We start from the raw sequence: 21,794 nt of genomic DNA, 5'->3' as shown, positions 1-21,794 counted from the left end.
GTATAAGGCAAAATGGAATGGCAGGAAATACATCAAAATAGATACATTTTATGCCAGCAGTCAAATATGTTCTGCTTGTGGGTATCAGAATTCGGACACAAAAGATTTGTCGGTGAGGACATGGATATGTCCGAAATGTGGAGCGGAACATGACAGGGATATCAATGCTGCAAAAAATATACTGGCAGAAGGACTAAGGCAAATAGCATAAGAAAAAATAATAAATAGGGCAGGGACTGCCCGAATTAACGCCTGTGGAGATAGTAGGTTACGAGGTCGATTGAAGCAGGAAGCCCATTGGCTTAAGACAATGGGTAGTTCACTTTTATAAGTCAAAGAAAAAAGTTAATGAAGTTTGGATTAAAAAAAATACTTTTGAGTTAAGTAAGATTATACTTTATAAAAATATTATATAAGGGAGCCTGAATATGAAATTAAATTACAAAAGAACCGTACTCATTGGTCTTGCCTTTCTCTCCATCTGCGCCTTCTGGCAGATGTATGACAGCATTATCCCGCTGATCCTGCAGAATACCTTTGGCATAGGGGAGACACTGACAGGAGCCATCATGGCAGCAGACAATGTACTTGCCATTTTCCTTCTGCCTCTTTTCGGGGCACTGTCAGATAAGACAGATACAAGGTTTGGCAGGCGTATGCCGTTTATCGTGACAGGAACTGTGCTGGCAGTGATCTTTTTAATGCTTCTGCCGATTGCAGACAGACAGGTCAATGTAGTGCTGTTTATCGTTTCACTTTTTGCCCTGCTGGTTTCCATGGGATTATACAGGTCACCTGCAGTCGCACTGATGCCTGACCTGACACCCAATAAGCTGCGAAGCAAGGGCAACGCCATCATCAATCTGATGGGTGCCGTAGGCGGCGTTTACACCCTGATCATGATCAAGCTTCTGGTAGGAAAGGGTGACAGACCGGACTATATGCCGCTGTTTGTCAGCGTGGCAGCACTGATGGTCATTTCCGTAGGAATTCTGGTGATCACGATCTCTGAGAAAAAGATTGAGGCAAAGGTCGCAGCCGAGATCAAAGCCTATGAGGACAGCACCGGGCTTAAGGTAGAGACTGAGGATACGATCGAGGAAGAACAGCTCCTTGAAGCTGAGAAAAACAGCAGTGATGAAAATAAGGGAAAGACAGTGAAAATGCAGATGCCTCCGGAGGTAAAGCGCAGCATGGCATTTCTTCTGACTTCCATTTTCCTCTGGTTTACTGCCTACAATGCCGTAACAACAGCCTTTTCCCGTTATACGAAGGTAGTATGGCACCTGGAAGGAGGCGGCTTTGCTGACTGTCTTATGGTAGCTACGGTGGCAGCGATTTTAAGCTATGTGCCGATCGGAAATCTGGCGGGAAGGATTGGCCGGAAGAAAACCATTCTTGTAGGAATCGTACTGATGAGTATCTGTTATTTCGCTGCGATCTTTGTTGGTCAGTATCATGGACTGGTCAATGTGGCCTTCGCCGTGATCGGTATTGGCTGGGCAGCGATCAATGTCAATTCCTATCCCATGATCGTTGAGATGAGTAAAGGCAGTGATATCGGTAAATTTACCGGAACCTATTATACATTTTCCATGGCGGCACAAATCCTGACACCAATCCTTTCCGGATTCCTTCTGGAAAATGTTTCCTACAGGACACTGTTCCCTTATGCTTTTGTGTTCTCAGTGCTTGCCTTTATCACCATGGCACAGGTGCGGCACGGGGATGCCAGACCTGATAAAAAGAAAAGTCTGCTTGAAAATTTTGACGTAGATGATTAAGATGGAGTCTGGGACGAAAGTCTTAAGACAGGAAAGGAAAAATCCAATTACAGTAAGATAACTGGACAGCATAAGAAGAATGACAGCAATATACGTGATACTGATTGTGGCAGCCGTGCTAGTGCTGCTGTATTTCCTGATGATCATGCCAAGGCTCACAAGGCAGCAGGAATGGAAGCAATTCCCGAAGGTTTATTATGCACACAGAGGACTGCATGACAATCATACAGAGGCACCGGAAAACTCCATGGCAGCATTTAAAAAGGCTGTAGCAGCAGGATACGGGATCGAACTGGATGTGCAGCTTACCAAGGATAGGATCCCAGTAGTATTTCATGATTTTACCCTTCAGAGGGCGACAGGAAAGTCGGGGAAGGTATGCGAATATACCTATGAAGAGCTGCAGGAATTTCCACTGTTTGAAAGTGAAGAGAGGATCCCCAAATTTGAAAATGTACTGGCAGTAGTAAACGGAAGGGTGCCGCTGATCGTGGAGATCAAGCTGGAGTGGATGGATCTGATGGTCTGCACACTGACGAACCGGGCACTTGCGGATTATAAGGGCCAGTACTGTATCGAGTCCTTTAATCCACTGGCACTGATGTGGTACCGCCGTTACCGGAATGATGTACTGAGAGGCCAGCTTTCTGATGGCTTCCTGAAGACAGGGGAGTTTAAAGGACCATTATATTTTATCCTGCAGAATCTGCTCTTAAACTGGATGACCAAGCCGGACTTTGTAGCTTACGATCATAAATATGCAGATAACCTGTCAAGAAGGCTTTGCAGAAAGCTGTATCATAATATGGCAGTGGCATGGACAATCAAGAGCCAGAAGGAGCTGGAGGAAGCAGAGAAGAGCTTTGATATGTTCATTTTTGATTCCTTTATTCCAAGAAGAAAGCGTCCCAAATAAAAACAGGGTAAAGGCAGAGCAGAATTTTGACAGCATATGTCAGATTTGTGCAAATTTAATAAAAAAGAGTGCAAAACACCCTTTTTCATGGTATAATTTACCTATCAATGCAGTCGCTGGGGAGCTGCGTATATCCAGCAGCTCTGGTGAACTGTAAATATGGGTGATTAAGGGAGATTACTATGGGAAAATGGGTGTATTCTTTTGAAGAGGGGAACGCAGGCATGCGCAATCTTCTTGGAGGAAAAGGTGCTAATCTGGCAGAGATGACCAATCTTGGCCTGCCGATTCCGCAGGGCTTCACGGTGACGACAGAAGCCTGTACCGATTACTATGCCAGCGGCAGACAGATTTCTGATGAAGTCAGGGAACAGATCTTTGCCGCACTGAGCGAGCTTGAGAAAAAGCAGGAAAAGAAATTTGGAGATACGGAGAATCCGCTGCTTGTATCTGTGCGTTCCGGTGCAAGAGCATCAATGCCTGGTATGATGGACACGATCCTGAACCTTGGACTTACTGATGTGGCAGTAGAGGGCTTCGCAAAGAAGACAGGCAATCCCAGATTTGCCTATGATTCTTACCGCCGTTTTATCCAGATGTTCTCAGATGTTGTTATGGAGATTCCAAAGTCCTATTTTGAGAGAATACTGGATGAGATCAAGGAGGCAAAGGGAGCTAAATTTGATACGGATCTGACAGCAGAGGATTTAAAGCAGGTGATCGTCCGCTTTAAGACTGTCTATGAAGAAAAGATGGGCAAGGCATTTCCACAGGATCCGGGAGAGCAGCTCATGGAGGCTGTAAAGGCAGTATTCCGTTCCTGGGATAATGAAAGAGCAATTGTTTACCGCAGAATGAACGATATTCCGGGAGACTGGGGTACTGCAGTCAATGTACAGGCCATGGTATTCGGAAACATGGGCAATACCTCCGGAACCGGTGTTGCTTTTACCAGAAATCCTTCCACTGGTGAAAAGGGAATTTACGGCGAGTACCTGATCAATGCACAGGGAGAGGATGTTGTAGCCGGAATCAGAACACCGCAGCCGATCACAAGGCTGGAGCAGGATCTGCCGGAATGCTTTAAGCAGTTCATGGAGATCGCAAACAAGCTGGAAGACCACTACAGAGATATGCAGGATATGGAGTTTACCATCGAAGACGGCAGGCTGTTCTTCCTGCAGACAAGAAATGGAAAGAGAACCGCACAGGCAGCACTTCAGATCGCCTGTGATCTGGTAGATGAAGGCAGGATATCACCTGAGGAAGCAGTTCTTCGGATTGAAGCGAAATCACTGGATCAGCTTCTGCATCCTACCTTTGATGCCGAGGCACTGAAGGAGGGTACTGTGATCGGACAGGCGCTTCCTGCATCTCCCGGTGCGGCAGCAGGAAAGGTGTATTTCACGGCGGCCGAAGCCAAGGCAGCCCATGAAAAGGGAGAAAGAGTGGTACTGGTCCGTCTGGAAACCTCACCCGAAGATATCGAAGGAATGCATGCGTCAGAAGGTATCCTGACAGTCCGTGGTGGTATGACAAGCCATGCTGCGGTCGTAGCAAGAGGTATGGGAACCTGCTGTGTATCCGGCTGTGGTGATATCAGTATCAATGAAGAAGATAAGGTATTTGAACTGGGTGGACATACCTATCACGAAGGAGATTACATTTCTCTCGATGGTTCTACCGGTAAGATCTATGATGGTGATATACAGACACGGGAAGCGTCCATCAGTGGCAATTTTGATCGTATGATGAAATGGGCAGATTCCTTCCGGAAGCTGCAGGTAAGAACCAATGCAGATACACCGGCGGATGCTGCCAATGCTGTGAAGTATGGCGCAGAGGGTATCGGACTCTGCCGTACAGAGCATATGTTCTTTGAAGAGGACAGAATCCCAAAGATCAGACAGATGATCCTGTCAAGAACCCTGCAGGAAAGAGAAAAGGCATTAAATGAGCTGATTCCTTATCAGAAGGGAGATTTCAAGGGCTTATATGAAGCAATGGAAGGAAGACCGGTTACGATCCGTTTCCTGGATCCCCCACTTCATGAGTTTGTTCCTACAGAACAGGATGATATCGATGATCTGGCAGTAAAGATGATGATGACTGCGGAAGAAGTACAGGAGATCTGTGATTCCCTGCATGAGTTTAACCCGATGATGGGACACAGAGGCTGCCGTCTTGCAGTAACCTATCCGGAAATCGCAAGAATGCAGACAAGAGCGGTTATGGAGGCTGCAATCGAGGTCAGGGCAGAGAAAGGCTACGATATCGTGCCTGAGATCATGATCCCGCTAGTAGGAGACAGGAAGGAACTGAAATTTGTCAAGGATGTTGTGGTAGAGACCGCAGAGGCTGTGAAGAAAGAGAAGAATTCCGATATTCAGTATCACATCGGTACTATGATCGAGATCCCAAGAGCTGCACTCCTTGCCAATGAAATTGCAGAGGAGGCAGAGTTCTTCTCCTTTGGAACCAATGACCTGACACAGATGACCTTTGGCTTCTCCAGAGATGATGCCGGCAAGTTCCTTGGTGATTATTATAAGAACAAGATCTATGAATCTGATCCTTTTGCAAGACTGGACCAGAAGGGGGTAGGACAGCTTGTTCAGATGGCAGCCGAGAAGGGCAGAAGTACCAGACCTGATATCAAGCTTGGTATCTGCGGTGAGCATGGGGGAGATCCTTCTTCCATCGAGTTCTGCCATAAGGTTGGACTTACCTATGTATCCTGCTCACCTTACCGTGTGCCGATAGCCAGACTCGCAGCGGCGCAGGCTGCTATTAAACAAAAGTAGGCTATCGTCCCGTCAGTGGAAAACTGAACAGACCTATCGTATGTACGGTGAGGATGCTCGTCATCCTCACCGTATTCTTATTATTTGCATATACTTTGACTATTTTATATGCAGAAAGCGTTTAATAGTCCTTGCTCAGCAGAAAATCCGCCAGATGCACGATCTTGACACCGTTGATGTTGCCTGCGGCCAGTTCGTCCATCGTCACCACATATTTCGGGTAATGGTCTTTGATTTCAAGCAGGTTTGCGACTTCACGGTCGGATTCCTCCGGCAGATTGCGGCACACCTGCACATAGATCCGCTCGTCCCGCCGCACGGCCACGAAGTCGATCTCCTTGGTTGCGTTTTTGCCGATATACACATCATAGCCCTTCCGCCGAAGCTCGAAGTATACGATGTTTTCCAGCATTGCGGCAACGGATTTTGGGTTGAAGCCCATCATGCAGTATTTGAGGGAAGCGTCCGCAAGGTAGAACTTCTCCTGCGTTTTGAGGACAGTCTTGCCCTTCATATCGTACCGCTGGCAGCGGTAGATCACGAACGCCTTTTCCAGCCATTCCAGATAATTATAAACTGCTTCCACCGAGAGGGAGCGCCCTTCGCCTTTCATAAATTTCACGATGGCGTTGGCAGAAAAAGTTTTTCCGACATTCTCCACGACATACTTCACCACACGGTTGAACAGGTCAAAGTTCGTGATATTGTGCCGCTTTGTGATGTCACTGGTGATAACGGAATTGTAGATGCCCTCGACGATCTGATAGGATGAACGCTCATCGAAATTTCCGAGCGCAACGATGGGGAAACCGCCCATGCGGATATATTCGTTTAAAAGCTCTTTCGGCGTGCGGCCGCTGTCCTTCTTAAACTCCAGATATTCGGCAAAGGACAGCGTAAAGACAGGGATGGAGATATAACGCCCCGTCAGATAGGTAGAGATCTCACCGGACATCAGCTTGGAATTGGAGCCGGTCACATAGATGTCGGTATTGGCATCCTCCAGCAGGCTGTTGACCGCCTTTTCCCAGCCGTCTACCTCCTGCACCTCGTCCAGCAGAAGATAGTAGCGTTCACCGTCGGTCATTTTCTCTTTAATGTCACGATGCATCTGCTTAGCTGTCATGCTGTCGTCCAACTCTTCCGAGGTATAGCGCAGATGGATCACATGGTCTGCCGCAATGCCGCTGCCGAGCAGATCGTCTTTTAACATATCCAAAATGGTCGATTTCCCGCAGCGGCGGATTCCGGCAAGAACCTTCACCAGCGGAACATCCCGATAGGTTTTCAGTATATCCAAATAGTAGGGTCTGCTCTGCACCGCTTTCGTCGTACTTATATCGCTTTGATTTTTTTGAAATACGCCACGGCATCGGTATGTCCGCGGAAGTAGATGTGCTGCCGCTCCATGTCCTCCATTTGGAGGGCAAGGTTCAGATAGTCTACATACGCCCGATGCTCCTCTGCGGTCATGCGGATCTCGCCGCTGCCCTCGTTCATGTTGTCGATGACGGGGTATTGCGTTTTCAGCTTGTCCATACGGTCGGAAAGTATATTGGTGAGAATATGAAGAGCCGTATGTGGGAAAGCCGCACTTACGGTTCTGTGAGGGGCTTACATGTGGGGTGTAAGTCTACTTGACTGTTTACTTGACGAGGAAGAACGAGAACCCTTGCTTGAGACATTTGACGGTGGCTTATTTTTGTTCTATACTTCAAGTAAGTGGAAACTAACTGTGTGGCTCGATATGGATAGAAGGTGGGATCATGGTATTCAAAACAATAGGTGACAAATCAAATCCAGTTATCCTTTTTTTTCACGCAATGGGGGTGACTGGGGAAAGCAGCATGCCAGTTGCAGAGAAAATGGCAGATGAATTTTATTGCGTTATGCCGACGTCAACAGTGTATTGTTCCGGGCAGAAATATCGCAGTAAAAAAGACGAGGTACAGCAAATTATACGATTCCTGGGAAAGCAGGGAATCAAAGAGATAGAACTTGTAGTTGCATCTTCAATTGGTGCAGATCTTGCAATGGCATTCCTGACAGATGCAAAAATACCAGTGAAATATATATTTTTTGATGGCGGACAGTTTGCGCAGATCGGAAAGGGGACTCGCAGGATTATGGTTCCGTTTTTATATCTGGTAATTAAAAGCTTGTACTGGTCAAAAGGAAAAACATTGAAAAAAATCATGTGGTGCGATGACGAAAAAATCAAGCCTTACTTTATAGCTGCGGGAAAGAATCTGACATATGGAAATCTGAGAAGGCAGTTGACAGACAGCCTGGAAGATAAACCACTTCCGAAGCTGTCAGAAGAATTGCAGAAACATACATTCTGGGAGTTCGGAAGTAAAGAAGAACATTTTAAATACAGAAATGCAGTTATGCAGACCTATATATACGGTAATTTTCCGGTTTTTGAAGGATTCAACCATATGCAGTATCAGATCCGGGAGCCGGAAGGATTTGCGAGAATGTTGGAAACGATTATTGAGACAGGTAGATTACCCAACCCGGTTGTTAAGAAGGCGTAGAAAAGGAGAAACTGATAATGGTTATTCTTACAGAGCAGATAGAGATTCCGGCTTCCCATGAGAAAATGGAGGCATGGATCGCTAACTTTGAGGAAGAGTTTGTGAAATGGAGTCTCTACCATATCGAATGCAATCTCTATAACGGGAACTATCAAGTGGGAAACAAGATCCGCTTCCGCGAGATTGTTATGGGGCTGGACTATGATGTTACAGGCACGATTACGGAATGTGAACAGGATGAGATCCACTGCCGCATTGTATTTCGGAGCGACAAGAAGACGGCGTTTATCACCTTTGAAGGAAAAAAAACGAAACAGGATGTCATTTTTCTCACACCGAGGCTTTCGGCATGACCACGCCGGCAATTGGGGCAATCATGAACTTCCTGATTTTCAAGGTGTTTTTCAGGAAAAAGGCGAACTGGCAGTTTATACGAGATGATATGATTTTGGATAACAGGTATTTATACGAGATTCTGACCGAAGGAAAATATCCGGAAAGAATTCCCAGAAGAATGTGCCAGAGAGCGTGTGATCATAGGACAGGAATGCATAAAGTGGATCAAGGAAGTGTGGTAAACGCAGGAGATAGTAATATAGATGATAATCCCACGATATGCGAATATTGGGTAGGATTGTGGGAGTGCGTAGCACGAAGCAATCCGTAGGTATCAAAGTCGGAGGCTTTTGACCCAGACATCATTCCATACGAAAATAAAGAGGGGGAAGACCTTGTTGCATAGAAATATTGAAACACAGAAGTATAGTTATTCAGGATTATATACACCATGTTACAGAAAATTTGATTAATATGGTCATATACAGGAGGTAAATAAATAATGAAAGCACATAAATATTGGTCAATTGGAGCAGTAGTTACAATGGTTGGAACTTTTTATACCGGATATAAAGGGTTAAAAGCAGCACACAAATACTTTGCGTTTGGTTCTCTGATATGCATGATGATGGCAGTTTATTCTGGACATAAAATGATTTCAGGCAATAAGAGGACAAGAAAACAGATGGAAGTGAAAGAAGTGGAGGAATAATGTATGTTAGAAGTAGGAACAAAAGCACCGGACTTTGAATTGCCGGATCAGACTGGAGAAATGCATAAATTAAGCGATTATGCAGGCAAAAAAGTGATTTTATATTTTTATCCAAAGGATAATACACCGGGATGTACGAAGCAGGCATGTGGTTTTTCTGAGCGTTATCCTCAGTTTACTGAAAAAGGTGCGGTCATCCTCGGAGTAAGTAAGGATTCTGTAGCCTCTCACAAGAGATTTGAAGAAAAATATGGACTGGCATTTACGCTTTTAGCAGATCCGGAGCGTAAAGTTATTGAAGCATATGATGTTTGGAAAGAAAAGAAAAATTATGGAAAAGTTTCCATGGGTGTGGTAAGAACAACATATCTTATTGATGAACAGGGAGTTATCATCAAAGCCAATGATAAAGTCAAGGCGGCAGATGATCCTGAAAACATGCTTAAGGAACTGCCATAATGAAGATTATATTGTCACCTGCAAAAAAGATGATTGTAGATACTGATAACATAGCACCGGTTGAACTGCCGGCCTTTATTGATAAGACAGCAGAGATATTGAGCTGGATGAAAAGCAAATCAAAAGAGGAACTGAAAACGATCTGGAAATGTAATGACAAGATTACAGAGCAGAACTTTAACAGATTGGGAAATATGGATCTGTATAACATGCTTACTCCGGCTGTCTTATCATATGAAGGAATTGCTTTTCAATATATGGCACCATCCGTATTTGAAGACAGACAATTTGAGTATATACAAAATCATTTGAGAATATTGTCTGCGTTTTATGGAGTTCTGAAACCGATGGATGGAGTGACACCTTATCGTTTAGAAATGCAGGCAAGGGTCGGAATTGGAGATACAAAAAATCTGTATGAGTACTGGGGAAACTTGTTATACCGTTCGGTAATAGATGACAGCAGGTTTATTATTAACCTGGCATCAAAAGAATACTCAAAATGTATAGAAAAGTATCTGTCACCACAGGATAGATATATTTCGATTATATTTTGTGAATTATCTGAAGATAAAATGGTAACAAAAGGTACATATGCCAAAATGGCGCGTGGTGAAATGGTCAGATTTATGGCAGAAAATAATATTGAAAATCCGGTGGAGATTCAGAAATTTGACAGACTTGGATATTGGTTTCGGTTTGATTTATCATCAGATTCAGAATATGTTTTTGAACGCAAAATGAATAATGATTTAAATTAAAGATGGCATATAACAATGTCGGAAAACCTATATTGTTATCTTTTATATCAGGATCAGCCAGACAAGCATGGAAGCCATCGCAGCAATATGTAAAGTACCGATGATCCGAAATGGAAACAGCAGGATAAATATCGGTAATATGGTGAAAATAACAGCCCAAAGCGGAAATGCTGCGGTACCGGTAATGATAGCCACAATCAGCGTAATAACAAAAAGGAGATAGGCAAGATAGCAGCTCTTTGTGATCGGCGCACTGTTAAAAAGATCAAGCATCAGACCATGCGCTTTTGTATCGCGACCGAGTTTGAGAAATACATATTCCGTCAGGGCATATTTTACGTGATGCGCAGTACCAAGGACAATAAAAAATGCAATAGATACAAACAGGATGGATCCGTAACGTCTGGAGTGTCCATATATGTAGGCACTCAGTGAGAAATACCCGAGAAACTGCAGAAACAGGGAGAATGCACCAAGGATGGCAGAACGCATGGGTATTTTTGGGGATACACCCTCCAGAAGGTGGGCCATTTTTTTCTCATTAGTGAGATCTTTGAAATTTTCCAGTTTCAGCTGTCCATTAGGAAAAATAGACAAAATGCGGTCGCAGTACATATTACATGTATGACCGATGATTCCAAGCAGCAGCATGAGTTTCAGAATTGTAGAACTCATAGAATTCACCTCCGACAGAATATAGGTAGTTTTTGACACTACCTGAAAGTACAAGGGGGAAAAGCAAATGAAGATCTACGAATATGGTAATCAGAACAAGTCGAAAATCCTCTTGATCCATGGGATGTGGATGACACACGAAATGATGCTGCCGTATGTAGATCAGTTGATGGATGATTATCATATCATTGCGCCAGACCTGACAGGACATGGGAATGATAAAGGCAGGTTTGAATCAGCGCAAAAGGAGGCGGCAGAGATTACAGACTGGCTGATGCAGAATCAGATGAAAGAGCTTGCACTTGTTTTCGGAGTGTCGCTTGGCAGCGTGATTGCAATGAATGTGATCTCCCATGAAGAACTTTTACATACGCACTGTGCTGTTATGGAGGGGACTTCTCTTACATGCGTTTATGGTGTGGAATGGCTGTTTCGGGCGATGTTCCGGGAAATGAAAAAGCGTCCGGAGACAATCGCCAATCTGTATGCCTCCATGCAAGACTGGATGCAGATGTACAGCAGAAGCTTTTGGACACGATGGCGAATACGGATAAAGAGGAGCTTTTCAATCTGGTACATGCCTGCAATAGCTATCCGTTTGAAGAATGCCCGCATTCGCCGGAGTTGCAGCGACACCTATTTTTTTGAATTCGGGAACCGAGATTCTCATCTGGTCTGTCAGAAAGCAATCAGAAAATATTATCCCGAAGCGAAGATCACAACAAGAAAAGGCTATGGACACTGTGGCTACATGTTTGCGCACGGGAAGGACTATGCAGCGCTGTTGCGAAGCTATATGGAAAAGGAAAAATGAGACCACTGCGCTTGCGAACGTTGGTGGATTTGGCTGACAACAAAAAGGATGTGGGTTATGAAGGAGAGAGTACATCTTTCCATGTTATAATGTGAAAAGATAAATGCGAAACATGCTAACACTAGTAGATATTTTATAGTCTACGAAGCGTAGAATCCGCATATATTCACCATTCTCTACGTTCCGTGGGTGTGAAACATCTACTTTATATACTATTCTGAGGTCAGAAAGGAGGAAAACAATGGATCAGGTAAAAATTGGAAAGTTTATTTCTGATGAAAGAAAGGCAAAAGGGTATACACAGAAACAATTATCTGAATTGTTGGGAATCAGTGATAAAACAATATCGAAATGGGAGTGCGGAAACGGCTTTCCGGAAGCGTCACTGCTGTTACCATTGTGTAATGAATTAGAAATAACAGTAAATGAACTTCTGACCGGCGAGAGAATTTCCCAGCAAAATTATAAGAAAAAAGCGGAGGAAAATATGGTGAATATGATTAGAGAAAAGGAAGAGAATAAGCAAAAAATATTATTAACAACAATTATTGGTGTAATATCAACAATTACGTTTGTGACATTACTATTAGTGGTTTGTTTTTACACAGATGTGATTACGTTACCAATTAAGATTGTGCTGATGATTATTGCGTTAAGTGTGTTTGGCGTTGGATTATATGTTGCAATGTGGGGAGACAGGAAGATAGGATATTTTAAATGCAGGAATTGTAATGAATTGTTTACTCCAACATTTATGCAATATAATATGGGAATGCATTTATTAAGCACAAGATACTTAAAATGTCCTCACTGTAAGACAAGAACCTGGTGCAGGAAAGTCATGACCAAGGAGTGATAATCAAATCATATAGACAGAGTATGGCAACAGCAGATTGCTTTTCGGAACATGAATTTATCTATATGATATGGTTATGGAGGTGACGACTATGGAAACGAAAAATATTATTTTGAAGCTTTGTACTGAAAGAGGAATGTCACAGGACGAGCTGGCAGATAAAATTATGGTAACAAGGCAGGCAGTATCACGTTGGGAAAATGGTGTTTGAGTTATAATAGGACCAAGTTAGATGAAATCCAGTAAAATCAAGGGGATATGCCTAATTTAGTCCTTATTTTTATACCAATTTAGCGGTAGATAAGGCAGCGCTGACAAATTAAACCGAAATTCAAACACAGCACAAGCAATTCAGGAGTCATGACCTGAGTGTGGTTCGTGCACCCAAGTGAGGTGACAATTTAATAGTTTTATTTAGGTAGGACTAAAGCACATAATTTTGATTACTGTTATGAGGAAATAGAGAAGAATCTGGGGAAGATGTATGACCCGATTTTGGGTATAGATGTACTCGATAACTGGGATGAGATAACAAGTGTGGTCAATAGATAAGCTGTATTTATTAAAAAAAGCATTCTGAATTTCTCGTAGAACTTTTGTACTATATATGCTATAATGTTGAAATAAATTTGGGTTAAGGTTTATACATATATAAGCAAAAGGAGGAGCGTAGCTTGAGTCATTTACCATTAAACATTCGTGTCCCAATCGAGGAAGATAATCCCAGCATTATTCGTATGGAAGAAAAGTGCATAAAATGTGGTATGTGTAAGGATATATGTACCAGCCAGATTGGTGTGCACGGAACATACACATTAGAGCAGACCTGTGGGGAGGCAGTATGCATCAATTGTGGGCAGTGTGCCAATGTGTGCCCGGTAGACAGTATAACGGAAAAATATGAATATAATTATGCAAAAGAGGCAATCAAAGACCCGGATAAGGTTGTAATAGTCAGCACATCCCCTTCAGTAAGAGCAGCACTTGGCGAAGAGTTCGGTATGCCAGATGGCAGCTTTGTACAGGGTAAGATGGTGGCTTTACTCAGAAAGCTTGGAGTTAATTTTGTTCTTGATACAAACTTTGCAGCCGATTTGACAATTATGGAGGAGGCAAGCGAGTTAATAGAGCGAGTTACTAAGAACACCGCACCTTTGCCACAGTTTACCAGCTGTTGTCCAGCCTGGATAAAGTATGTAGAGACATACTATCCTGAGATGATTCCTAATCTCTCAACAGCAAAAAGTCCAATTGGAATGCAGGGACCAACAATTAAGACATTTTTTGCTAAGAAGAAGGGAATTAATCCAGAGAATATTGTTAATGTGGCACTTACACCATGTACGGCAAAGAAGTTTGAAATTCGCAGAAATGAAATGAACGCTGCAGCGAAATATCTTGGAATTGATGACATGCGTGACATGGATTATGTTATCACTACAAGAGAACTGGCAAAATGGGCCAAGGAAGAAAATATTGATTTTGCCAGTCTTTTAGATAGTGATTATGATGATTTCATGGGCGAAGCTTCTGGAGCTGCTGTTATTTTCGGCAATACCGGTGGTGTTATGGAAGCGGCGCTGAGAACAGCATACGAATATATTACAAAAGAGAAATCTCCAGAACAGCTTTTGAATTTTACACCTGTAAGAGGTTATGATGGTGTTAAAGAGGCAACTGTAAAAATTGGAGAGCTGGATGTAAGTATAGCTGTCATTTATGGAACTGCTAATGCGGGAAAAGTAATTGAAGAAATAAAGAACGGAAATAAACAGTATCATTTTGTTGAAGTTATGACGTGTCCGGGAGGCTGTATCGGAGGCGGTGGACAGCCAAAGAATGTTATGAAGGACAAGGATGAAGTCAGAAAAGCAAGGATTCAAAGCCTGTACACGAAGGATGAGGCAATGATTATCAGAAAGAGTCATGAGAATCCTGATATTAAAAGAGTATATGAAGAATTCTATGGGGAGCCATTAAGTGAGCTGGCTGAAAAAATGTTACACACTTCATATGAAGACAAGAGCGAAATATTAAATAGAAAAGGAGATAAAGAAATGGGTAAATGGGTATGTAGTGTATGTGGATATGTACATGAAGGAGAGCAGCCACCGGAGCAGTGTCCAGTATGTAAGCAGCCGGCATCGGCATTTAAGAAAGAGGATGCAGTATCATCAAAGAGCAAATATGCAGGAACAAAGACAGAGAAGAATCTCTGGGAAGCATTTGCAGGAGAGTCACAGGCCAGAAATAAATATACATACTTTGCTTCTGTAGCAAAGAAGGCCGGATATGAGCAGATTGCAGCATTATTCTTACAGACAGCTGAGAATGAGAAAGAGCATGCCAAGCTTTGGTTTAAGGCGCTAGGAGAGCTGGGGGATACAGCAGAAAATCTTTTACATGCAGCTGAGGGTGAGAATGCTGAGTGGACAGACATGTACGAGAGAATGGCTAAGGATGCAGAGGAAGAAGGATTCACTGAGTTAGCAGCACAGTTTAGAGGTGTTGGAGCAATTGAAAAACTTCATGAAGAGAGATACCGTGCATTGCTTAAGAATGTAGAAGCAATGGAGGTATTTAAAAAGAGTGGAGTAACTATGTGGGAATGCCGAAACTGTGGGCATGTAGTTGTAGGACTTGAGGCACCAGAGGTTTGTCCGGTATGTAATCATCCACAGGCTTATTTTGAAGTAAGAAAAGAGAATTATTAATTAGTCTTTTGAGAGCAGTGTATTCATAAATTATTGCACTGCTCTTTTTTATTGTCTCCTTGGTTTATTCAGAGTAAACTTAAAATAAGATTTATGAAAAAATCAATATTGCATTGGCTTTTTCAGGAGTCGCATTAACATTAATGCTAAGTGCATTTGATATATCGACAGCAGGATTATTTGTGTCTGGACTTAAAGTGTGGCAGTTGGTACTAACAATCATTGAAATAGTTTGTTCCATAGGAAGTATTATTATGGTGCTAATTGCCACGGTGTGGTTTCTCATTTTATTACATGGAAGGACTGTAAAAGTCTTTAAAAGTGAGGACATCATAGACAAGGATATACACAAAGAAAAAAGTGAGTTTGCTGCTGTATGGGTTATGGATAAATACACAAATGCAGTGGGTGAAATGAGAGAAATTATACATAAAAAACAGAAGTCATTTGATAAAGCAATTGTTATAATAATTGTTGGAATAGTTATGTATGCAGTATCAATTCTTCTGCAAAAAGGAGGCTTTTAAGTATGAGCGATTCATCAATGGATGCAATCAAAAATGGGACAAAGTTACCTACTCGTCCCAATAATGATTCATCATCACATAAGCCTGTTGAATTGAATCTGCTCTCTGCAAACAGAAAGATTGTAAATATGTCATTCGTTCTGAATTTCTATCAGAAGGATGCAGTAAGTGATAACAGAAGCCAGACAAATTATCTGCTGTATTTTATAGATTCAAATGGTGTGCAGATTAGTGACACACAGAAGATTATTGCGGACAAGGTAAGCACGGATGGACAGGACAGAACTTTCCGTTGCAGTTTCAACTTGAAGTCACAGGCATATAGCAAGACAGAAAATTATTACTTAAATATTGTGGAAGAAAGTAATGAGGTTCCACCACAGAAGGAAGAATTCCATATCAATATTGCATTTGCTGTAGATAGTTTCGACTTCTTCAGTTAATGCAAGATTGGAGGTGTTACGAATGGAGCAGATTGAAAGCTCTAGTGAAATTATAAAAGAAGGTGAGCAAGATGGGACTGTTTAAGAAGAAAAGCGTGTTGCAGTCTTATGACAAGGAAAATAAGAAGCCTGTAATCAAAGCCAGCATTTGTAGTGGCGAGCAGGTTGCTGGATTTAAGGATATACATACAGGTAAGATAGAAGAGGTTATGCTGATAAAGAGTTCAGCAGATCTTGAAAAATTTAAGTCTATGTATGGAATAGATGAAGAAATAGCAAAGGAATACTGATATGAATATACAGATATTTGGAACTAAGAAATGTAACGATACGAAGAAAGCAGAGCGTTTTTTCAAAGAGCGTGGCATCAAGTATCAGTTTATAGATATGAAGGAAAAAGGCATGAGCAAAGGAGAATTTAATTCTGTTGCTCAGGTCAATGGCGGTCTGGACAATATGATCAACTGGGATGGCAAAGATAAAGATTTACTTGCACTCATTAAATATATTGCTGATGAGGACAAGTTGGAAAAAATACTTGAGAATCCGCAGGTAATCAAAACTCCGGTTGTAAGGAATGGAAAGCAGTCTACACTTGGATATCAGCCGGATGTCTGGAAAGGATGGAGTTAATGATAAAGAAAATAGTAAAAGATCCATTATTTCTTGCACAGAAATCTGTGGATGCGACAGATGCAGATAAACAGCTGGTAACAGATTTGCTTGATACGCTACGCGCTAATCTTGATCATTGCGTAGGTATGGCTGCAAATATGATAGGCGTTAAGAAGAATATTATCGTTGTGGCAGCAGGACCATTTCAGTTTGCAATGATTAATCCGGTGATTACAAAGAAGTCCGGAGCTTATCAGACAGAGGAAGGATGCCTGTCGTTAGAAGGCGTTCGTCCATGCACCAGATACCAGGAGATAGAGGTGGATTATCTTGACCAGAGCTTTAAAAAGCAGCATGGGAAATATTCCGGCTGGACGGCACAGATAATTCAGCATGAGATTGATCATTGCAATGGAATAGTAATATAAAGTACGGATAGGCAGATTCCTGAAATGCAAGAGGAATATTTTAATGAGCAGAGCAGATAGAAGTTATAAAGATTTAAAACAAAAACAGAAAAGTGCTATTGCTGATAAAACTTATAGGATGTATTTAAAGTTTTACCTTGTAAACCAGAGAATGCCGACTGATACTGAAAAGGACAGCATTTGTAGAACACTGTTTACATCAGTATATGCTCTTGCTCCAAGAACAGAATATGATGAGTTCTGTAAGATCGTGGATAAGCGTGAAGCTGGTTATAAGGAGCGTATATTAAGGGATATTCAGAATGGCATTACTCCTGAAAAACTGAATATGAAAAAACATAAGAAAACTCCAGAGGAAAAGGCAGCTGTTTTGAAGATGAAAAGAAAACAGCGGAGAGCAAAAAGGAAAGCTATAAATAAGCAGGCAGTCGAAAATAACATAGATCAGGATGACACATTTTTTTACATAGCAGGGGATACTTCTGGTGGAGCACCATATGGAGTAACCTGGGAAGAAATGGGACTGGAACCATGGCAGGAATTAGAAGAGGAGTAAAGAAGTGTACATAATAAAAACTATACAAGGCGATATAACTAAAATTAAAGATGTGCAGGCAATCGTTAATGCAGCCAATAATTCACTACTTGGAGGCGGAGGTGTTGATGGTGCCATTCATCGTGCAGCTGGACCGGGACTTTTAGCTGAGTGCAGAACACTTCATGGCTGTGAGACAGGAGCGGCAAAGATTACGAAAGCCTATAATCTACCTTGCGACTATGTAATACATACAGTAGGACCGATATGGTGTGGTGGTAGAGATAAGGAAGAAAAACTTCTTGCAAACTGCTATTTTAATTCCCTGAAGCTGGCAATGGAGAATGGAATTAGAACAATTGCATTTCCATCTATATCAACCGGAGTATATAGTTTTCCTGTAGAACTGGCGGCAAAGGTTGCAGTAAAGACAGTTAATAGATTCCTCCAGGATAATCTGGACAGCTTTGATTTGGTGGAATGGGTATTATTTGATTCTCATACAGAGTCGGTGTATGAAGCAGAAGTGGATAAGCTATATGAGTAATAGTAAAGTAATTTTCGAGGTAAGTGATAGATTTAAGGATAGGAAATAGATGAAGAAAAATGTAGAATCCATTTTTCCGTATGGAGCGGAAATATATAACGAAGGTCAAATTAATGGAAAAGGATTTGCTGTAGTTGCTGAGGAAATTCAGAAACTTGCAGAACAGACAAAAAAAGCGGTAGATGATATCGGAAAAATTGTAACAGAATCGGTAAAAAATACGGATGGTGCAGTATCTGTTATGGAACAGAGTGTAAGGCTCACAGAAACCGGAATGTGCAGTATTCAGAAAGCCGGTGATTCTACAGCTATGATTACAGGAGCTAATGAGCAGATGACCAGACAGATTATGGAAATGGATAAGACGGTAGAAAATATAAGAATTCACAGCAGTGAAGTGGCATCATCCATGGAGCAGGTAAATGTCAATACACAAAGCAATTATAAGGCGATTGAACATGTAACTGCAGCAACACAGGAAAATAGTGCAGGTGCAAAGGCTATAGAAGATATGGTTGTGAGAATAAGGACATTAGCTATGGAACCGGAAAGGAAAGATGCATGAGAGTAACGGAAAAACTTGTAAATAGTCCAGAAGAAGAGGGGGGTGACTCTTGAGTACATAAGGCTTACAAAGGACTTTGAAGAGATAAAAGAATATGTGAGGCATAAAGGGGACACTCTGACAGGATATAGGCAGACCAAGGAAAAAGTATCTGTCAGAATAGAGGATGTTCTGTATTTTGAGACTGTGGATGGTCTGGTGTTTGCATATACTGTGGATAGTGTTTATGAAATTAAAGGCAGACTGTATCAGGTGGAAGAAAAGCTCAACAACCACTTATGTAGAAATGCTTGCAAAAGAACTTAAAAACAGAGGGTTATATAAGGATGAACTGACAGAAGATTATATAAAAAATCTCATCATGGCAGCACCAATATATACTTGTCATTGACATGTATGTACAAAGTGATATACTATAAACAAGTTTATAGTAAACTGATTTATAGTATCGGAGATTTTATATGCCAAGTAGTCCAAAAATAAAAAAAGAGGATATGCTGCAGGCTGCACTGGAGCTTGTTTCAAAAAATGGATATACCGCCCTTAACATAAAAGCTGTAGCCGGGGAACTGGGATGCTCTACAGCACCGATTTCATGGCAGTTTGGTGGAATGGATGGATTGCGTGAGGAATTGATTCCTTTTGCGGAGCAGTATGTGGAGGATAAGTATTACAGTCGGAATGAAAACGAACTTGCAACATTCGAACAAAGAGGAAAAGGAACCATTGACTTAGCATTAGAAAATCCTAATTTGTTTCGTTTCCTTTACATGGGAGAGCGAAGCCAGCTACTAAGTATAGGCTTCGAGTTACAGACGAATAATCAGGATGCCGCTAATGTGTATCAGGAGATGGCAGAACTGCTTGGGATTACACCAAAACAGGTAATGGATTTTGCGATGACAATGATGGTGTATACACAGGGGATAGGAACCCTTATTGCATCAGGAATCGTCAAGGATACGAAAGAAAATATGTATCATATGCTTCATAATACAGGTATGACATATTTAAAAGGCTTAGGTGTGAAGGATAGCACTTTATGGGATTTATCAGGAGGTGACAGGTCAGATGAAAGCAATAGTAACGGATAAATGGATACTATGTCCGGTATGCGGTGCAAAGACACGGACGCAGATACTGGATGATACGGAGTTAAAACATTTTCCGCTGTTTTGTCCAAAATGTAAAGAAAGCTTTATATCAATGTAAAGGATGGATTCTATTAAAAAAGGTAAATCCAACGTATACTGCGTCATTTAAGGAAAGATGAAACAAAAGGAGAAGATATGGAATCAGATATCATTAAAATCAGTCATCTGAATAAAAGCTTTAGCGAAGTAAAAGCGGTAAATGATTTGAGCTTTCGTGTGAAAAAAGGAGAATTGTTTGCGTTTCTTGGAGTAAACGGTGCAGGGAAAAGTACAACCATTTCCATTCTCTGCGGATTGCAGAAAAAAGACAGCGGAACGGTTCAGGTAAACGGAATAGAAACTGACAAAGCCGGCGCACAGACAAAAAGAATGCTTGGTGTTGTGTTTCAGGATAGCGTACTTGATAAACCGCTTACGGTGAAAGAAAACCTAAGGAGCAGAGCTGCTTTATACGGCATTACAGGAAATGCCTTTGATAAGAGATTACAGGAGCTGGTCGAGATTCTGGATTTTGACGAGTTTTTAAACAGACCTGTAGGTAAGCTGTCGGGAGGTCAGAGAAGAAGAATTGATATTGCCCGTGCATTATTGCACAGACCGGAGATTTTGATTCTTGACGAGCCTACTACAGGGCTTGATCCGCAGACAAGGCAGTTAATCTGGAATGTTATCGAGAAGCTTCAGAAAACAGAAAATATGACAGTATTTCTAACTACACATTATATGGAAGAGGCTGCTAATGCCAGGTATGTTGTAATTCTTGACAAAGGAAGTATTGCAGCGGAAGGTACACCGTTTGAACTTAAAAATGATTATGTACAGGATATAGTGTCTGTTTATGGTGTTTCCGAAGATGAAATAAAGTCATTGAACAGAGAATATAAAAAAATACGTGACGGATATCAGTTAAAGGTAAGAAATACGAAGGAAGCAACGAGACTTATTGTAGAGCATCAGGACTTATTCACGGATTATGAAGTAGTAAAAGGCGGTATGGATGATGTATTTCTTGCAGTCACAGGAAAGAAGCTTGGAGGTGAACGCTGATGAGAACAGTATTGGCATTAATGAACAGGAACAGGAAACTGTTTTTTAAAGATAAAGGTATGTTGTTTACGTCAATGATCACACCCGTCATTCTGATTGTTCTGTACGCTACGTTTCTTGCAAAGGTTTTCAGAGATTCTTTTACAGCTGCGATTCCGGATATGATCACGATTTCGGATAAACTCATTAATGGAACCGTGGCAGCACAGCTGACAGCATCACTTATGGCAGTGAGCTGTATCACTGTAACATTTTGTGTGAATCTGACTATGGTGCAGGACAAGGCAAATGGAACAAGGAAGGATTTTAATGTTTCGCCTGTCAGCAAAAGGAAAATTTATTTGGGATATTTTCTGTCAACAGTAGCTAATTCTTTGATGGTCAATGGACTTGCGTTTGTATTATGCCTGGGATATTTACTTAAAATGGGCTGGTATATGAATACAGCAGATGTATTATGGGTTTTATTTGATATGATATTGCTCGTCCTGTTTGGAAGTACGCTTTCAAGTATCATTAGCTTTCCATTGACAACACAGGGACAGCTTTCGGCTGTGGGTAC

Annotated in this window: 29 protein-coding genes; 26 read left to right on the top strand and 3 right to left on the bottom strand. The window is 41.7% G+C overall.

The window, feature by feature from the left end:
* The 4 genes from WJQ40_RS03115 to ppdK form a co-directional block, all read left to right on the top strand.
* A partial coding sequence (locus WJQ40_RS03115; RefSeq protein WP_337537860.1) for a zinc ribbon domain-containing protein occupies positions 1-211 on the top strand: 211 nt, incomplete at its 5' end.
* 217 nt (positions 212-428) lie between these two features.
* Entirely contained in the window at positions 429-1,784 is a 1,356-nt protein-coding gene (locus tag WJQ40_RS03110) for an MFS transporter (RefSeq protein ID WP_337537859.1), read from the top strand.
* 79 nt (positions 1,785-1,863) lie between these two features.
* A complete protein-coding gene (locus WJQ40_RS03105) occupies positions 1,864-2,700 on the top strand; it encodes a glycerophosphodiester phosphodiesterase family protein (protein ID WP_337537858.1) in 837 nt (278 codons plus the stop codon).
* 182 nt (positions 2,701-2,882) lie between these two features.
* Positions 2,883-5,504, top strand: coding sequence for a pyruvate, phosphate dikinase (gene ppdK, locus WJQ40_RS03100; protein WP_337537857.1), 2,622 nt, complete (start codon positions 2,883-2,885; stop codon positions 5,502-5,504).
* A 121-nt stretch (positions 5,505-5,625) separates the two neighbouring features.
* Here ppdK and WJQ40_RS03095 read toward each other — a convergent pair whose 3' ends face one another.
* Positions 5,626-6,825, bottom strand: coding sequence for an ATP-binding protein (locus tag WJQ40_RS03095; RefSeq protein ID WP_337537856.1), 1,200 nt, complete (start codon positions 6,823-6,825; stop codon positions 5,626-5,628).
* A 14-nt stretch (positions 6,826-6,839) separates the two neighbouring features.
* Positions 6,840-7,043: a hypothetical protein gene (locus WJQ40_RS03090; RefSeq protein ID WP_337537855.1), complete on the bottom strand. Its 204-nt coding sequence runs from the start codon at positions 7,041-7,043 to the stop codon at positions 6,840-6,842.
* A gap of 308 nt (positions 7,044-7,351) precedes the next feature.
* On the opposite strand from WJQ40_RS03090, the gene WJQ40_RS03085 reads away from it, so the two are divergent.
* The 5 genes from WJQ40_RS03085 to yaaA all read left to right on the top strand — a co-directional run bounded on the left by WJQ40_RS03085 (position 7,352) and on the right by yaaA (position 10,312).
* Positions 7,352-8,044, top strand: a complete 693-nt coding sequence (locus WJQ40_RS03085) for a hypothetical protein (protein ID WP_337537854.1) — start codon at positions 7,352-7,354, stop codon at positions 8,042-8,044.
* Between the two features lie 17 nt (positions 8,045-8,061).
* Positions 8,062-8,397 (top strand): hypothetical protein, encoded by a 336-nt coding sequence (locus WJQ40_RS03080; RefSeq protein WP_337537853.1) that lies wholly within the window; start codon positions 8,062-8,064, stop codon positions 8,395-8,397.
* 485 nt (positions 8,398-8,882) lie between these two features.
* Positions 8,883-9,092, top strand: coding sequence for a DUF6219 family protein (locus WJQ40_RS03075; RefSeq protein WP_262573411.1), 210 nt, complete (start codon positions 8,883-8,885; stop codon positions 9,090-9,092).
* Between the two features lie 3 nt (positions 9,093-9,095).
* Complete coding sequence (gene bcp, locus WJQ40_RS03070; RefSeq protein WP_262573409.1) at positions 9,096-9,551, top strand: thioredoxin-dependent thiol peroxidase; 456 nt, start codon at positions 9,096-9,098, stop codon at positions 9,549-9,551.
* The gene (gene yaaA / locus WJQ40_RS03065; RefSeq protein ID WP_337537852.1) at positions 9,551-10,312 is read left to right on the top strand and encodes a peroxide stress protein YaaA; all 762 of its coding nucleotides are present in this window, start codon (positions 9,551-9,553) and stop codon (positions 10,310-10,312) included. The genes bcp and yaaA overlap by 1 nt, the downstream gene beginning before the upstream one ends.
* Before the next feature lie 42 nt (positions 10,313-10,354).
* On the opposite strand, the gene WJQ40_RS03060 is transcribed toward yaaA, so the two are convergent.
* Entirely contained in the window at positions 10,355-10,987 is a 633-nt protein-coding gene (locus tag WJQ40_RS03060; RefSeq protein WP_262573404.1) for a DUF6796 family protein, read from the bottom strand.
* Positions 10,988-11,054: 67 nt separating this feature from the next.
* Here WJQ40_RS03060 and WJQ40_RS03055 point away from each other — a divergent pair, with 67 nt between their 5' ends.
* From WJQ40_RS03055 to WJQ40_RS02975, 17 genes are all read left to right on the top strand, one after another.
* On the top strand, positions 11,055-11,801 hold the full coding sequence (locus WJQ40_RS03055; protein ID WP_337537851.1) for an alpha/beta hydrolase: 747 nt from the start codon (positions 11,055-11,057) through the stop codon (positions 11,799-11,801).
* A 241-nt stretch (positions 11,802-12,042) separates the two neighbouring features.
* Positions 12,043-12,657 carry a helix-turn-helix transcriptional regulator gene (locus tag WJQ40_RS03050; RefSeq protein WP_337537850.1) on the top strand — a complete coding sequence of 205 codons (615 nt, stop codon included), beginning with the start codon at positions 12,043-12,045 and terminating at the stop codon, positions 12,655-12,657.
* A 91-nt stretch (positions 12,658-12,748) separates the two neighbouring features.
* Positions 12,749-12,868: a helix-turn-helix transcriptional regulator gene (locus tag WJQ40_RS03045; protein WP_262573396.1), complete on the top strand. Its 120-nt coding sequence runs from the start codon at positions 12,749-12,751 to the stop codon at positions 12,866-12,868.
* A 463-nt stretch (positions 12,869-13,331) separates the two neighbouring features.
* The gene (locus WJQ40_RS03040) at positions 13,332-15,371 is read left to right on the top strand and encodes a rubrerythrin (protein WP_337537849.1); all 2,040 of its coding nucleotides are present in this window, start codon (positions 13,332-13,334) and stop codon (positions 15,369-15,371) included.
* A gap of 182 nt (positions 15,372-15,553) precedes the next feature.
* A complete protein-coding gene (locus WJQ40_RS03035) occupies positions 15,554-15,898 on the top strand; it encodes a hypothetical protein (protein WP_262573393.1) in 345 nt (114 codons plus the stop codon).
* Between the two features lie 2 nt (positions 15,899-15,900).
* Positions 15,901-16,341 (top strand): hypothetical protein, encoded by a 441-nt coding sequence (locus tag WJQ40_RS03030; RefSeq protein WP_337537848.1) that lies wholly within the window; start codon positions 15,901-15,903, stop codon positions 16,339-16,341.
* A 71-nt stretch (positions 16,342-16,412) separates the two neighbouring features.
* The gene (locus tag WJQ40_RS03025) at positions 16,413-16,631 is read left to right on the top strand and encodes an aspartate dehydrogenase (RefSeq protein WP_337537847.1); all 219 of its coding nucleotides are present in this window, start codon (positions 16,413-16,415) and stop codon (positions 16,629-16,631) included.
* Between the two features lies 1 nt (position 16,632).
* On the top strand, positions 16,633-16,974 hold the full coding sequence (locus WJQ40_RS03020; protein WP_337537846.1) for an arsenate reductase family protein: 342 nt from the start codon (positions 16,633-16,635) through the stop codon (positions 16,972-16,974).
* Positions 16,974-17,384, top strand: coding sequence for a peptide deformylase (locus WJQ40_RS03015; protein ID WP_262573386.1), 411 nt, complete (start codon positions 16,974-16,976; stop codon positions 17,382-17,384). The genes WJQ40_RS03020 and WJQ40_RS03015 overlap by 1 nt, the downstream gene beginning before the upstream one ends.
* Before the next feature lie 43 nt (positions 17,385-17,427).
* The gene (locus tag WJQ40_RS03010) at positions 17,428-17,940 is read left to right on the top strand and encodes a hypothetical protein (protein WP_337537845.1); all 513 of its coding nucleotides are present in this window, start codon (positions 17,428-17,430) and stop codon (positions 17,938-17,940) included.
* Positions 17,941-17,944: 4 nt separating this feature from the next.
* Positions 17,945-18,466, top strand: a complete 522-nt coding sequence (locus WJQ40_RS03005) for an O-acetyl-ADP-ribose deacetylase (protein WP_337537844.1) — start codon at positions 17,945-17,947, stop codon at positions 18,464-18,466.
* Positions 18,467-18,515: 49 nt separating this feature from the next.
* Positions 18,516-19,031, top strand: a complete 516-nt coding sequence (locus WJQ40_RS03000) for a methyl-accepting chemotaxis protein (RefSeq protein ID WP_337537843.1) — start codon at positions 18,516-18,518, stop codon at positions 19,029-19,031.
* Positions 19,032-19,073: 42 nt separating this feature from the next.
* Positions 19,074-19,337 carry a LytTR family transcriptional regulator DNA-binding domain-containing protein gene (locus WJQ40_RS02995; protein ID WP_337537842.1) on the top strand — a complete coding sequence of 88 codons (264 nt, stop codon included), beginning with the start codon at positions 19,074-19,076 and terminating at the stop codon, positions 19,335-19,337.
* Positions 19,338-19,492: 155 nt separating this feature from the next.
* Entirely contained in the window at positions 19,493-20,125 is a 633-nt protein-coding gene (locus tag WJQ40_RS02990; RefSeq protein ID WP_337537841.1) for a helix-turn-helix domain-containing protein, read from the top strand.
* Positions 20,103-20,243: a cysteine-rich KTR domain-containing protein gene (locus WJQ40_RS02985; protein ID WP_262573374.1), complete on the top strand. Its 141-nt coding sequence runs from the start codon at positions 20,103-20,105 to the stop codon at positions 20,241-20,243. Before WJQ40_RS02990 ends, WJQ40_RS02985 begins: the two co-directional genes overlap by 23 nt.
* Before the next feature lie 77 nt (positions 20,244-20,320).
* On the top strand, positions 20,321-21,232 hold the full coding sequence (locus tag WJQ40_RS02980; protein ID WP_337537840.1) for an ABC transporter ATP-binding protein: 912 nt from the start codon (positions 20,321-20,323) through the stop codon (positions 21,230-21,232).
* On the top strand, positions 21,232-21,794 hold a 563-nt coding region (locus WJQ40_RS02975; RefSeq protein ID WP_337537839.1), incomplete at its 3' end, for an ABC transporter permease. The genes WJQ40_RS02980 and WJQ40_RS02975, both read left to right, overlap by 1 nt.

The sequence above is a fragment of the Suilimivivens sp. genome (assembly GCF_037359455.1).
Classification (GTDB): Bacteria; Bacillota; Clostridia; order Lachnospirales; family Lachnospiraceae; genus Suilimivivens; species Suilimivivens aceti.
This window is presented reverse-complemented; position numbering and strand designations above follow the sequence as displayed.